The organism is Candidatus Poribacteria bacterium (assembly GCA_026706025.1).
In the GTDB taxonomy this organism is placed as follows: Bacteria; Poribacteria; WGA-4E; order WGA-4E; family WGA-3G; genus WGA-3G.
Window position 1 is genome coordinate 248,539 of the sequence record JAPOZO010000063.1, and the last position, 12,930, is coordinate 261,468.

Annotated in this window: 14 protein-coding genes and 1 pseudogene; 7 read left to right on the forward strand and 8 right to left on the reverse strand. The window is 47.6% G+C overall.

Going from position 1 to position 12,930, the window contains the following annotated elements; genetic code table 11:
- Positions 1-31 precede the first annotated feature (31 nt).
- The gene (locus OXH00_15920) at positions 32-1,336 is read left to right on the forward strand and encodes a hypothetical protein (GenBank protein MCY3742503.1); all 1,305 of its coding nucleotides are present in this window, start codon (positions 32-34) and stop codon (positions 1,334-1,336) included.
- On the opposite strand, the gene OXH00_15925 is transcribed toward OXH00_15920, so the two are convergent.
- The 8 genes and pseudogenes from OXH00_15925 to OXH00_15960 all read right to left on the reverse strand — a co-directional run bounded on the left by OXH00_15925 (position 1,326) and on the right by OXH00_15960 (position 7,202).
- Positions 1,326-2,075 (reverse strand): SDR family NAD(P)-dependent oxidoreductase, encoded by a 750-nt coding sequence (locus OXH00_15925; GenBank protein ID MCY3742504.1) that lies wholly within the window; start codon positions 2,073-2,075, stop codon positions 1,326-1,328. The genes OXH00_15920 and OXH00_15925 overlap by 11 nt on opposite strands.
- Positions 2,076-2,238: 163 nt before the next feature.
- On the reverse strand, positions 2,239-3,141 hold the full coding sequence (locus OXH00_15930; GenBank protein MCY3742505.1) for an aldo/keto reductase: 903 nt from the start codon (positions 3,139-3,141) through the stop codon (positions 2,239-2,241).
- 35 nt (positions 3,142-3,176) lie between these two features.
- Positions 3,177-3,521 (reverse strand): annotated as a pseudogene (locus OXH00_15935) (DUF86 domain-containing protein).
- Positions 3,505-3,813, reverse strand: coding sequence for a nucleotidyltransferase family protein (locus OXH00_15940; protein MCY3742506.1), 309 nt, complete (start codon positions 3,811-3,813; stop codon positions 3,505-3,507). Before OXH00_15940 ends, OXH00_15935 begins: the two are co-directional and overlap by 17 nt.
- Positions 3,814-3,857: 44 nt before the next feature.
- Positions 3,858-4,232, reverse strand: a complete 375-nt coding sequence (locus OXH00_15945) for a cupin domain-containing protein (GenBank protein ID MCY3742507.1) — start codon at positions 4,230-4,232, stop codon at positions 3,858-3,860.
- Positions 4,232-4,993, reverse strand: coding sequence for a sugar phosphate isomerase/epimerase (locus OXH00_15950; GenBank protein MCY3742508.1), 762 nt, complete (start codon positions 4,991-4,993; stop codon positions 4,232-4,234). Before OXH00_15950 ends, OXH00_15945 begins: the two co-directional genes overlap by 1 nt.
- A 14-nt stretch (positions 4,994-5,007) precedes the next feature.
- Positions 5,008-6,015 carry a VWA domain-containing protein gene (locus OXH00_15955; GenBank protein MCY3742509.1) on the reverse strand — a complete coding sequence of 336 codons (1,008 nt, stop codon included), beginning with the start codon at positions 6,013-6,015 and terminating at the stop codon, positions 5,008-5,010.
- A 5-nt stretch (positions 6,016-6,020) separates the two neighbouring features.
- Positions 6,021-7,202, reverse strand: a complete 1,182-nt coding sequence (locus OXH00_15960; protein ID MCY3742510.1) for a polymer-forming cytoskeletal protein — start codon at positions 7,200-7,202, stop codon at positions 6,021-6,023.
- 336 nt (positions 7,203-7,538) lie between these two features.
- On the opposite strand from OXH00_15960, the gene OXH00_15965 reads away from it, so the two are divergent.
- The 6 genes from OXH00_15965 to OXH00_15990 all read left to right on the forward strand — a co-directional run bounded on the left by OXH00_15965 (position 7,539) and on the right by OXH00_15990 (position 12,874).
- Positions 7,539-8,366: a LamG domain-containing protein gene (locus OXH00_15965; GenBank protein ID MCY3742511.1), complete on the forward strand. Its 828-nt coding sequence runs from the start codon at positions 7,539-7,541 to the stop codon at positions 8,364-8,366.
- A gap of 215 nt (positions 8,367-8,581) precedes the next feature.
- A complete protein-coding gene (locus OXH00_15970; protein MCY3742512.1) occupies positions 8,582-9,364 on the forward strand; it encodes a hypothetical protein in 783 nt (260 codons plus the stop codon).
- Positions 9,365-9,445: 81 nt separating this feature from the next.
- Positions 9,446-11,296: a transketolase gene (locus tag OXH00_15975; protein ID MCY3742513.1), complete on the forward strand. Its 1,851-nt coding sequence runs from the start codon at positions 9,446-9,448 to the stop codon at positions 11,294-11,296.
- Between the two features lie 82 nt (positions 11,297-11,378).
- The gene (locus tag OXH00_15980; protein MCY3742514.1) at positions 11,379-11,747 is read left to right on the forward strand and encodes a hypothetical protein; all 369 of its coding nucleotides are present in this window, start codon (positions 11,379-11,381) and stop codon (positions 11,745-11,747) included.
- A complete protein-coding gene (locus tag OXH00_15985) occupies positions 11,744-12,283 on the forward strand; it encodes a stalk domain-containing protein (protein ID MCY3742515.1) in 540 nt (179 codons plus the stop codon). Before OXH00_15980 ends, OXH00_15985 begins: the two co-directional genes overlap by 4 nt.
- A 57-nt stretch (positions 12,284-12,340) precedes the next feature.
- Complete coding sequence (locus OXH00_15990) at positions 12,341-12,874, forward strand: tetratricopeptide repeat protein (GenBank protein ID MCY3742516.1); 534 nt, start codon at positions 12,341-12,343, stop codon at positions 12,872-12,874.
- Positions 12,875-12,930 lie beyond the last annotated feature (56 nt).

Sequence of the window (12,930 nt, forward strand, 5' to 3'; positions counted from 1 at the left end):
ATCCCAACCATCCCGACAGAGAACACGAATTATGAACACTACTATCTGCAACCCCCTGTTAAGAACCCCTCTCTCTCTTATCGTTGACGATTCGTGTCCGGTCATCAATCTTACCTATTATTGGATACAGCAGCGACACGCATGGAAAGCACGGCATCAGCCCGGTGTGCCACCTGACCGTTGGGAGGGAAACGCCTCTCAACTGAAAAAAATACCGCCAACAATCCCCGCAGATTTCGCAGCAGAATGGGCAGAATGGTGTTGGGAGAACGGTGTGAAAGGTAAATTCAGCCTTATTCCTTATCCCGCTGGAATTGGGCGCGTTGATGAGGGGTTTCCCGATTTTTCGGCGTTGGAATATCAGGCATGGCTGCGAGTTTACCGAGAACTTATCTGGCCCAGTTTCGATTTGACACCGGAGATGCTCACGCATACGACTGTCGTTGATCTGGACACATTCACGCTCACCGAGGCGTGGGAACAGGTCGAATGGGTAGATCCGCCTGTTGATAATAGGCTCACAGACTATATCATCACAGCGATGGAAATGCTTGATAATGTCGGCATTCCGTGTGAAGGCGTGACCAGCCCGGGTGCCTTCGGAAAACGCCAAGAGGCAGCGTATGCCAAAGCCGTGCTAACTGCCTCTCAACATGTCAATAACAACCCACGACCCTTCTATTTCCTCTGGCTCAAACACGACGAACTTCCTGATGTGCCTATCTGGTATGTTGAGAAGGAGAACGGAATCGCAATTGCCAGTATTGTCGCATGTGCTGGCGACTGGTTCGGTGGATGGACAGGCTACGACTTAGGCGATGCTGACCGCTTTATCACGGAAGATTTGCAAGGCGGTCGCTTGCCACCAATTCTGGAAAAGGAACTTCCGTGTGTCCTGGTCGGACATTGGCCCGGGTTCTATTTCAACGGTGAAAAATGTGGGTTTGACATATTGAAGACTGTTAAGGCGAGACTTGACAATTATGATCCGGATGGCACGAAAACGCTTTGGATGAAAACCTCAGAAATCGGTCATTATTGGATGGCACGTGAACTCACTGATATCTCAGTCTCGGAACAAAATGCTTCTTGCCCCCCTGAGAAGGGGGGTAGGGGGGTTACGCGAGAGATTAACCTCTCTACTCAATTCCCTACAGCAAACTTTACACTCGCTATTGATGCACCGATACGTCATGTTCAGGTCAACGGGTGGGACCTGCGCGAAGTTCATTCCCGACGCGATTTTCAGAGCGATACATTTCTCTGTGAAGCCAAGCAGACGTTTGTCGCCTTTGATTTGGAAATTGGTGACACGGAACTTACCGTTACGGTATAAGGATACGTCCGCCACTTGCAATAACAGTTGATCCTGTCATATAACTTGATTCCTCGCTTAAGAGGAACGCGATCACATCTGCCATCTCTTCCGGTTCGCCGAGCCTACCAAGCGGTGTTGTTGAACGCAGCTGCTCAACCATTTCTGTTGAGACTTCGCCTAACATGTCTGTCGCTATTGCACCCGGCGCGACCGAGTTGATACGTATATTGTGGGGTGCAAGCGGACCACAGCACGATTTCGTCAACGAGATAACTCCGGCTTTCGCTGCCGCGTAAGGCAGCTGATTCGGACGGACTGCCAACGCAGCAATCGACGACACATTAACAATACGTCCAAATTGCCGCTCAATCATTCCCGGTTTGACTGCCCATAGCACGTTGAAGGGACCTGTCAGATTAATCGCGACAATCCGATCCCAGTGTTCCGGTGTGAGCTCGTCAAACATCATATCACCGACAGCTCCGGCGTTGTTCACTAACAATTCGATTGAACCGAGTTTTTCCGCCACGGTTGTCACCATTCTGTTCACGGCATCTCTATCGGCGATATCGGCTTGAACAGGTATCGCTTCCTGTCCTAAACCGCGAATCTCTTCACAGACGGCTTCCGCTTTATCAATCGCGCGGGAATAGTGAACAGCAACGCTCGCGCCTTCACCTGCAACTTTAAGCGCAGTTGCCTTCCCAATTCCACGGCTCCCGCCGGTTACCAATGCGACTCTTCCCTGAAATTTCATTTTTTAATTATACCTTGCGGAAGAATAACGGACATTAGGACTGTAGCGTGCGTTCCTTAAATCCGCCCTCCATTACATTACGGGCTACAGGTTTTGACGCTATCTTAAGAGTAACCCTTTGTTAGATGAACACTTCTTAACCGACAACTGACTTTCCTGTTACTTACAAAAGTGCCTGTAATTGTTTCCACACATCGTTGGGAACCGGTGTCGTAGCGGCGGCAAAGTTCTGCTCTACTTCTGTCGCATTCTTAGAACCCGTCAAGCTCATCGCAATCCTCGGTTGGCGGAAACAAAATTGAATGGCGAGGTTCAGCACGTTCAGGTTGTTTTCAGTTGCCCACTGATAGAGTTGATGTGCTTTTTCAGCGTCAGATGTGTCTAAGTGTGCGTTGCTGGCTGATACATCTGGCTCAATCCCGGAAAGCAACCCCATCGCAATAGGACTCCCGTTAATAATGCCAATATCGTTTTCAGCAGCAAGCGGTATCAACCACTCGTTTGCGGTTTGACTCAGGAGCGTGTAATCCAAATACGTTAGAATAACATCAACGACACCGGTCTCTATGGCAATTTTGTGGAACTCGTGTTGTCGGACCCCAAGTCCAATAAACTTAATCAGTCCTTCCTCGCGCATCCGCTGAAGTTCATCCAACGCACCACCTTTCGCGACGACAGGGTCCATACTATCTGGGTCATGTACTAAGCAGACATCGAGGTAGTCTGTACCCAGCAACCGAAGGCTATTTTCGACGCTACGGCGCGTGCCTGCGGCACTAAAATCGCCGCGCCATTCAGGATGTGTGCCTGTTTTCGTGGCAAGATAAATTTTCTCACGCCACCCATCAGCGAGTGCAAGTCCTACCCGTCTTTCGCTCTCACCGTAGAGTGGTGCGGTGTCCAGATAATTGATTCCCAAATCAATCGCTCGGTGTACCGCTTCGACCGCTTCATCGTCGGTGACATCGCCTCTGCCGAGACCTGCACCGCCCATACCGAGGCATGTGACCTCTAATTCCGTGCGTCCTAACCGCCGCCTTGACAACGGATTTGCTTGTGTTGACATAATTTTGCCTTTCTTAGTAAGCGTGTGCTATAGAATTATTCGCTTTTCTCCTTAAGAATCTCTTGGATTTCTGTCTTCAAAATCGGAATATTTGATTGCACCACACCCCAGACAATTTCAAGGTTGACATCAAAATATTTGTGAATGAGAATGTCTCTCAACCCAGCAATCTTGCGCCATGCAACACTTGGATACTTTTCTCAAACGGAATCAGGCACCTGTTTAACAGCCTCACCAATGACTTCAAGGTTTCGGATGACCGCGTCAACCCGCATCCGATCCGTTTCAAAGGTCTCGCGTGTAATATCCTGTACATATTCTTGAATCCTATCTATCGCCTCTAATATATCCTCGAGATAGATGTCAAAGTCCTGCGACATACTCAATTTCCTTTTCGATGCGTGGTCGCAAACGTGGTTTGAGCGAATCAGCGATGACGAGGTCAATCTTCTTCTGAAATAGATCTTCGAGAAAAATACGGAGCTCCATATACCGGTCAAATGATACTTCCTCAAGTTCTACAAGAAAATCAATGTCGCTTTCGCTATGAGCAGTGTCTTTAACATAGGATCCGAAAAGTCCAAGCCGTTTCACACCGTAAGTTCTCAGCGTATTCTGGTGGCTGAGAAGTGTCTGTTTGATCTCGCGTTTGGTAAGGGTTACTGTATTCATATTGTACATTCCGTGTCACGGCACAACGGGATATGCCTACACTTTTATACTGATGCGAATTCTCGGTGCAAATGCCCGCGACGGGCATCAGGATGAATCACGCTCACCCACTGCACCCCTTTAACAACATCGTCTGGGGTATGTCCATGCTCAACACCTTTCGGTGTGACGACCAAATCCCCAGGACCGATACGATAGGATTCGGATTGACCATCAGCCGTTCGGAGCGTCACGGTTGTTGTGCCTTCGGTGAAATACCAATACTCATCGAAATCGTGATAGTGAAGCTCAGTCGGGTTTTCTTTCGAAACAGCGAAAGCTCCAATCGTCGTCATATCTGGGGTATCCAAAACTTTCCCAAGTGTATCCCCGATCCGTTCTCCTTCACCGAGCCGAATAACGCAAAGATTCGTATCCATTAGATGACCCCTATATCTTTTAGGTGTTGCAACGAATCTGCCACGCGTGCTTTGGCGCCAGCTTCGTCAAGGTTTTCGCCTTCAACACCCTCTAATTCCATAGTGAAAGGACCGTAGAAACCGGCATCGTTCAGTGTCTGAAAGACCGCTTTAAAATCAACCACGCCTTCACCGAGCGTCGGAAAATGCCACGTGCGATAGCCGCCGTTTGTGTCCTTAAGGTGAACCGCACCGACGTGTGGAATAACCTTCTGGACTTCGCCAACAGCCGTCACATTATGGTTGTAATAATAGACGTTGCCTGTATCGAAATTGACACAGATATTCGGGTGGTTAACCGCTTGCATCGTCTCAAGCGCGATGTCGCCGTTGTGTATCAAATCCGGGTGTGTTTCCAGGCACACCTTAATCCCCGCGGGTGCAGCGTTCTCGCCGATAGCGCGGAGTCGATCGTATACGGCACTCCGGTCTGCGTCGCCAGCGTGCGCGCTGACAAATATTACCTTCACACCCATCTTGTCGGCAATCTCTAATGTTGGCTGGAAGTCGGAAACAACCGTTTCAGACTGAACGTCGCAACGCCCTAAAAGGCTTGTGGCGGTGAGCCCGTGTGCTTTCAAATTTGACTGAACTTCGCCGACAGATTCAGCCGAAGGCACACCGATCTCCACATTCGTCAAACCGATTTCTGCCAAGTGCGTATATGCATTGGCACCAAACTGTCGATAACTGCCTAAGTTACATGCAATAATATTTTCCATTTTTCTCCTATCCATTATGGTATTTTCCGTAGGACTGTGTTGCTCAATAGAATCTCCATTCCCAACAGGAACATTGTGGGTATCAGGAAATATCCTGCTAATTCTTTTTCAACAATAGCGTTGGCTACTTCAAATTTCGTCTTTTCAAACCTGTCAATTTCTGTATAGACCTGTTTCAGCGATTGTCCGTCTGTCGCGCGGAAATAACTGCCACCTGTTGTACTGGCAATCAGTTTTAGGGTCTTCTCGTCGAGATAGGTTAAAACCTCTCGGTACCGTTTGCCGAACGTCGTATCCGCGTACGGGATACGCGCACCGCCTTCTTTCCCCATGCCGATGGTATAAACCTTAATGCCGAAAGATTCCGCAACGGCTGCTGCTGTTTCAGGGGCAATACTCCCAGCGTTGTTCTCACCATCGGTCAGGAGAATAACAATCTTCGTTTTCGATTGCGAAACGCGTAACCGATGTGTGGCAGTCGCGAGTGCGTCACCGATAGCCGTTCCATCTTCCAGCTGCCCAAGTTTTACATCGCTAAGCAATTCTGCCAATACAGGGTAATCTAATGTGAGCGGACAGAGCGTAAAACTCTCGCCAGCAAAAACAACCAAACCGATGCGATCGTTTTCACGATGTGCCAGAAAATTGTTGATGACCGATTTGGCAGTTTGGATGCGATTGGTGCCCTCAAAATCCTCTGCCCGCATACTCTCCGAGATGTCAAGAACTAAGAGGATATCAATCCCCTCCGCTGATCTATACGCGTGACTTTGAGAGAGTTGCGGACGGGCGAGCGTAACGATGAGTAGTGCGAGAATGATGAATCTCAGAATTCTCAGAGCGGGTAACACTTTAACCGAAAAGGTCTGTCGCATCTTCTGAACGCTGGCTGCAAAGCCGTGGTTAAAGTCAGAAAAACGTACAACCGGGGTGATTGTCCGTTTCTGCAGCCATCGGGAAACAATAAACAGCAGAGGGACTATAATAAGCAAAATTAGAAAAAGGGGTGATGCTAATTGCATGTGAACTACATCCTTTCTGAGCGCGGACTCCATTCGTTACCGGGGAGCAGGGATGTGTTTCTCCGCCGGTCTTGTGATCTCATCATGCTGATAGCACTCAGTAGGCAGATTCCGATGCCAACTGTGTTGACAACAAGAAACGTTATCCAATCAATATATGGCAGTGCCGTCGCCATAAAGTAGAGGATATAACCGAAAATTACCGCAAGCGGTTTCAATCGACCTGAAAAGAGAGTCCCGCCGAGCGTAAGGAAGATCGCCGCTTTCCCACAGATCGCTAACGGCAGTAAAAAGGATAACCCCAACAACATAAACGGAACGCCAATAATTGACAACGTCAGCAGCGAAAGAATCAGCGGTATTACAACTAACATCAAGGCACTAAATAGTATACTGCTGACCGGTTGATGGGTCAATAGCCCACTGACAGCGTTTATCGGTCTTGGAAATATCGCGACGACCAAGAGATACATAAAGAGAAGTAGGACGAACTTAACGATCATCAACCGAAGGTCCATCTCTTTGCGGATTTCCCAGAAGGTTCGCGGATGCATCACAAGTTTCACTGCCGCGGGGATCATCTGCCAGCGATTACTTACCTGAAGATTTTCTACTTTCTCTATGTTTCCTGTAACCGCTCCACCAATAAGATGAAGTGTCCCTTTCACCTGGGCACTGGGTGCGAGTTCAACGTTTCCGCCGAGGACGACCACATTCTCGGTGACGCGCCCCTCTAACCTCGCGTCGCCCGCAATTATAATAAGGCTTGTTAATACCTCATTCGCTGCCAGTTCATAGTCGTTAACGACTTTGAGCACCCGCCGCGTCTTTTCCCACTGCACGGCTGTCTCTCCAGCGGTTTCGTTGTTCTCTGAATTGACAACTTCGGTTTGCTGGGTCGGCGTGTTAGGCGTCTGTTCCAAAGTTGATTCAGTGCCTGAGAGTTCAGTGTCCTCTGCTGAATTATCTTCTTCCGTTGGATGCTCCGGCTCGGTTTTCGTCTGCAAATCTGCTGCTTGCTCTGTTAAACCCTGCGCAATGAGAACGCCGTTTTTGAAATTTCCATATCTGAAATCGGAGCGTAATTGCAGATCATCACTTTTCGGATTTCCTAACGCTACAGACTGCCCAAACAAGGGCAGTATACCAACGCCTAAAAATAAAAAAATAAATCCTATTCCCTTCATATTTGCCTACACTTTATGTAAAAATATATAAGGATATTGTAGGTGAAACTTGCTTTGCTGTCAACGTTTTTTGTAATTTATCAGAACCGTGCAGTTCTTCCATAATTTTGATTTTCCAATCGCAGGTGCTTTCTTGTAAAAGCGACTCAATTGCTGATTGCTGACAACTGATAACAGAATACCTTTGCATTTTCCTCTTGACACATACCTCCGAATCTGATATGATAAATATATTGGTATTTTAAGCGTTTTATGCCTTAGGACGTGGTCGCCGTACTTGGATAAATCGCTTATGTATAGAAGTGCTTGAATTGTAATACCCAACAGGAGGTAAAAATGGATTTTAGATCTCTTTTTTCTCGGAAATTCTGGCTTTCGAGTATAACTCTTACATGTTTCAGCCTCTTTTCTTTTAGCATTCTGTTCATTTCCACTACTTCAGCCGAAATTGACCCAGATACCCTTGTCGGCATGTGGCTCTTTGATGAAGGCAACGGGAAAGTCGCAACCGATGCATCTGAAAATGGCTTAGATGGCGAATTGGTGGACGGTCCAAAATGGGTTGATGGTAAGTTTGGGGACGGACTTGAACTTGATGGCTCTGGTGCGCATGTCGTCATCCCGGAACATGATAACCCAAGAGACGCAATAACTGTCACGATCTGGGTGAGAAGCCATACCGATACTTGGAACCAGCACGGTTGGATGGTTGAAAAACGTAACGCCTATATTATCCATCCCAACCAAGGAACGAAGAACGTTTCATGGCCCATTTGTAACGGCGGATGTTGGAATAAACCCGGTGGTTGGCGCGATGGTGAAGTCGGTCCCAAAGATATTACCGAATGGCACATGTATACGACCACTTATGATAGCGACACCGGTGAGTGGTACATCTATATTGATGGTGAGATGGAGAGTGATATGGATCTGACTAAGAATCAGCTTGATCCGGATAGCGGTCCAGTTTACATCGGTAACGACACTTGTTGTGCGGGACGCTTCGCCGATGCCACCGTTGATGAGGTCGCGATTTTCAGTGTCGCTTTGGAAGAAGCCGACATTCAACAAATTTATGAGAAGGGTCTCGAATTTGCAGTCCTGGCGGTTGACCCAGCTGATAAAATGACGACCACTTGGGCAAACGTGAAGGTCAAGTATTAGGAACCTTTAAATATTCACGCGGCGTTTATAAGCCTATACGCAAATAGTGCTGTATACCGACTTTAAAATTGGCGTAGAGGGCGGGATACCATACCCGCCCATACCCACGCTGGAGTGAGTGCTAAACCCTCGTTTTACAGCATATATCGGATAGCCGAAGCGGGGGGTTGGTTCTCAAGCCTACCGGAATATAAAAACAGAAAACGGAGGAACAAATGACATTTAGTTATGACGAAGCAGATGATTTTGACGAAACCGATAACTTTGACGAAGCAGATGATTTTGACGAAACCGATGATTTTGACGAAACCGATGATTTTGATGAGGCACCGGAGGAGGCATTTCTGGAAGAAGATGATGACGACGATACCGATACCGCGCTCTCTCAGGCTTTTCGTCAAGCAGCGGCAGGCACAATAATGGACGAAGACGAGGCAGATGAAGACGAAGATGATATCGAAGAAGATGATACCGAGGAGGATGATACGAAAGAAAAAGATGTTGTGGAGGCTAATGCCGAAGAAGATAATACCAAGGAAGAAGATGCTGCTGCGGATGCTAATGCTTATGAACAACCACCTGTAGAGTTAGTAGACGCACTGCCCGACGAAGGCAAAGATGATTTAGAAGTAGAGCTGCCCCCACTTGAACTCGCTCCCACGGAGCCGGAAGTCCAACTTTTCCGACCCAAAGAACAGACTAACGCTGCCTATAGGGACGCGAGGACAGCCTACCATGAAGAGAAAGATTATCAACGGGCAATCGAAAAATTTAACGAGGCTATTGAATACGAAGTTCAAAGTACCGAGGACAGTCTCATCGATGCCAGCGAAATCGTCGCAAAATCGAAGTACTGGCAAGCAGAAGCATACGTCAAGTTACAAGACCTTCCGCAAGCTATTGGAACTTTTGAGGATCTGGTCAAAACTTGCCAAGCACATTATCTCTCATTAGCTGCACAACGAAGAGCGGATCAATTGAACGAGAAAAATTCTTAAACATCGGGTACTTGGACGTACTGATGCGATTCTATATGGCTAAAGGGCAAACCTATATTTAGAAAAAGGATTGGCGAATTTGTGGAAACCTTGAAGAACATTCTCAAACAAAAGGCAACTAACTTACGTATTCACTCCATAATCTCCACTTCGGAGGCAGGGTCTGGACATCCGACCACGTGTCTCTCAGCCGCGGATATCGTCTCTGCTCTCTTTTTCCACGCGATGCGTTATGACTGTGACGACGCGCAGCACCCTAACAACGATAGGTTCATCTTATCCAAGGGGCATGCGGCACCCTTACTCTATGCTGCGTATGCCGAAGCGGGGATCATTCCGACCGAAAAACTCCGGACGCTACGGCAAATCGACAGCATCTTGGAAGGACACCCTACACCTCGGTTTGAATGGACAGAGGTAGCAACCGGGTCCCTTGGACAAGGGTTATCGCTCGGACTCGGTATGGCACTCAACGGCAAATACTTAGACAAATCTGATTATCGCGTTTACGTGCTTCTCGGTGATGGCGAGACCGCTGAAGGTGGGGTCTGGGAAGCCGCCGCTTTGGCATCGCACTACCAACTTAATAATCTGATTGGAATTGTGGATGTCAACGCATTTGGACAGAGTCAGCGCACTATGTACGCCTTTGATGTTGACACCTATTGTCGGCGTTTCGAGGCGTTCGGATGGCAAACCATCGGGATTGATGGCCATGATTTTGATGAAATCTTGCCTGCCCTCGCGCAAGCCAAAGCTTCAACAGATAAACCGACGATGATAATCGCTAAGACGTTTAAAGGGAAGGGCGTTTCATTCCTTGAAGACGCAGATAACTGGCACGGGAAGGCTGTTGCCAAAGGTGAGGAACTTGACAAAGCATTAGCCGAACTCGGTCCATTAAATTTAGATGTCCCTGTTCAGATTGAATCACCTGATGCTGTCAATACAGATGGAAATCTTAATATCGATACCGAGTGTGAGCCGCCTGACTATCCGTCCGATGAAGAGGTCGCTACACGTGGTGGATACGGCGTTGGTCTCGCCAAACTCGGTAGTGCAAACCCTAATATTGTTGCCTTAGACGGAGATACCAAAAATTCTACCTATGCCGAACAGTTTATGGTGCTTCATCCGAACCGCTACTTTGAGATGTTCATCGCAGAGCAGAACTTGGTAGGGGCAGGTATCGGTTTAGCGAAGCGCGGGAAAATTCCGTTTGTTTCCACCTTTGCTGCGTTTTTATCGCGTGCCTACGATCAGATTCGGATGTCTGCGATTTCACAAGCAAATATTAAATATGCCGGTTCACATTGTGGCGTTTCAATCGGAGAAGACGGTCCCTCACAGATGGGCTTAGAAGACATAGCCATGTTCCGGGCAATTCCAGGAGCAGTTGTGCTTTATCCGAGCGATGCTGTCAGTGCTGAACGGCTTGTCGTCGAGGCTGCCGCACATAAAGGTATCGTTTACCTCCGAACCTCGCGCCCCAAAACGCCTATTCTCTATGATACCGATGAAAATTTCCCTATCGGTGGGTCTAAGGTTATTCAACAAAGCAACGCAGATAAGGTAACAGTTGTTGCCGCAGGTGTTACCATTCATGAGGCGTTGAAGGCATACGAAGCACTTGAAGCGGAAGGTATTGCTATCCGTGTTATCGACCTCTATTCCATCAAACCCGTTGACGCGGAAGCACTGAAAACAGCGGCAGCCGAGACAAACAACACTTTAATCACTGTTGAAGATCATTATCCTGAAGGCGGTTTAGGAGATGCTGTATTGGACGCTGTTGCAACTGAAGATATTTGTGTTCACAAACTCGCCGTTACGGGAGTGCCACGTTCTGGAAAACCCGAGGAACTCTTGGAACATCACGGTATTAGTGCGGATGCTATTATACAGAAAGTGAAGGATATTATCGCGCGGTAGCAGCGGTCTCTAAAACGGGTTGTAGGTGTGACTGAAACTACGACTCTCTAAAAAGGGTCAATCGCGCAAACTTGATGTGAACATGCAAAAGACAATTGTCTGGGGAACTGTCATAGGTGTAATCATCCTCGTAGGAATTGGAATGATCTATGCCTTGCGCGCGCCGCGCACAGTCCCAAAAACCTATCCAGCGGATAAGGGTCCTAATTTTATTGATGTTACTGCTTATCCTGTGAAGATGCAGGAGACTTACGAACTTTTTACCAATAAATGCAGCCGGTGCCATACAGTTGCGCGCCCCATTAACTCTACCTTCACGCCGGAAGAGTGGCGAAAATATGTATATAAAATGATGCGCAAGCCAGGTTCAGGGCTTACGCCGAAAACTGCTGAAAAGGTAATTGAATTCCTAATTTACGATGCGCAACATAGGGAGAGAAAGGGAAAATGATTGTTACTCGCAAACTTCGCTCTATAGTCGGACTCTCAACGTTGCTGGTATTATTTTTCGTAATGGGTGTACAAATGGGGTTCGCTGAAGGGGATGGTATGAAGAAAGAGAATTTTCAGGTTTCAATAGATGCGCGGCGCGTTACATTTACCGCACCACCTATTTTCAAAAATGGCACATGGTTAGTGCCTTTAAAACCCTTTGCTGAGCAACTCGGGTTGAAGATAGAATATCCAGAAGGATCGGAGATGGTGGTTTTGTGCGGCGGTGTAGAATTAGAACTGTGTGTACCGCTTCGATTCCAAGATGACAAAGACGGTGCTTTGGATATTGACGGTGTAACTTATGTACACCCGACTCACATAGCCGAAGTCTTTGGCTATGAAATTTATGAAGCATCAAAGAACCGATTGGAAGTGATCCATCCGGCGCACCTCGCTCCCGAATTCACGCTCCCCGATTTAACTGATACCCCAAGACATTTGCGGGATTTCCGAGGCAAAAAGACGTTTCTCTATGTTTGGGGTTCGTGGTGAGGCTGCCGTGGACAACTGCCGGGCTGGCAGGAATTTTACGCTAAACATAAAGAAAAGTTGAACTTGGTCTCAATCGCACTTGATGCACAAGGCGCATCTGTGGTACGTCCTTGGCATGATGCCGCGGATGCCGATTTTGTTACACTCGTTGATTCACAAAATATTTTCGGCACTCGCTATAACCTCAAAGCGATTCCTTATGGTGTCATGATTGACGAGTCGGGTCGCCTCGTTAAAGCACCTTTCAATGTCAATGTCAAGAATCAGAAAACGCTTGCAATGCTTGAAAAGTGGTTGTCAGACCCCGACTACAATGCGATGCTACTTCGTGAGATGAAACCATCAAACGGGTCAACTGCAAAGACGAACGCCGAAGCGGCTGCTCGTTTTCAACTCGGACTCATCTTACTGGAAAATGGTAAAAAGGACGAAGCAATGACAGAATGGCGAAAGGCACTCGCGTTAGACCCACAAAACTGGATTATCCATAAGCAAATTTGGGCGGTTGAGCATCCAGACAAATTCTATAAAGGAAGCGTTGATTACGGTTGGCAGAAGGCGCAGTTAGAGGTTGAGAAGAGTGAACCGTAAAGAAGGTCTCTATCAGATAAGTCACGCCGATACTGTTTTCAGCCGAACCCTATTCT

Excerpts from the sequence above, each read along its gene's own strand:
- OXH00_15970 (MCY3742512.1), top strand. The coding sequence starts at position 8,582 with ATGACATTTAGTTATGACGAAGCAGATGATTTTGACGAAACCGATAAC.
- OXH00_15955 (MCY3742509.1), bottom strand. The coding sequence starts at position 6,015 with ATGCAATTAGCATCACCCCTTTTTCTAATTTTGCTTATTATAGTCCCT.
- OXH00_15945 (MCY3742507.1), bottom strand. The coding sequence starts at position 4,232 with ATGGATACGAATCTTTGCGTTATTCGGCTCGGTGAAGGAGAACGGATC.
- OXH00_15920 (MCY3742503.1), top strand. The coding sequence starts at position 32 with ATGAACACTACTATCTGCAACCCCCTGTTAAGAACCCCTCTCTCTCTT.
- OXH00_15980 (MCY3742514.1), top strand. The coding sequence starts at position 11,379 with ATGCAAAAGACAATTGTCTGGGGAACTGTCATAGGTGTAATCATCCTC.
- OXH00_15985 (MCY3742515.1), top strand. The coding sequence starts at position 11,744 with ATGATTGTTACTCGCAAACTTCGCTCTATAGTCGGACTCTCAACGTTG.
- OXH00_15940 (MCY3742506.1), bottom strand. The coding sequence starts at position 3,813 with ATGAATACAGTAACCCTTACCAAACGCGAGATCAAACAGACACTTCTC.
- OXH00_15930 (MCY3742505.1), bottom strand. The coding sequence starts at position 3,141 with ATGTCAACACAAGCAAATCCGTTGTCAAGGCGGCGGTTAGGACGCACG.
- OXH00_15950 (MCY3742508.1), bottom strand. The coding sequence starts at position 4,993 with ATGGAAAATATTATTGCATGTAACTTAGGCAGTTATCGACAGTTTGGT.
- OXH00_15925 (MCY3742504.1), bottom strand. The coding sequence starts at position 2,075 with ATGAAATTTCAGGGAAGAGTCGCATTGGTAACCGGCGGGAGCCGTGGA.
- OXH00_15960 (MCY3742510.1), bottom strand. The coding sequence starts at position 7,202 with ATGAAGGGAATAGGATTTATTTTTTTATTTTTAGGCGTTGGTATACTG.
- OXH00_15965 (MCY3742511.1), top strand. The coding sequence starts at position 7,539 with ATGGATTTTAGATCTCTTTTTTCTCGGAAATTCTGGCTTTCGAGTATA.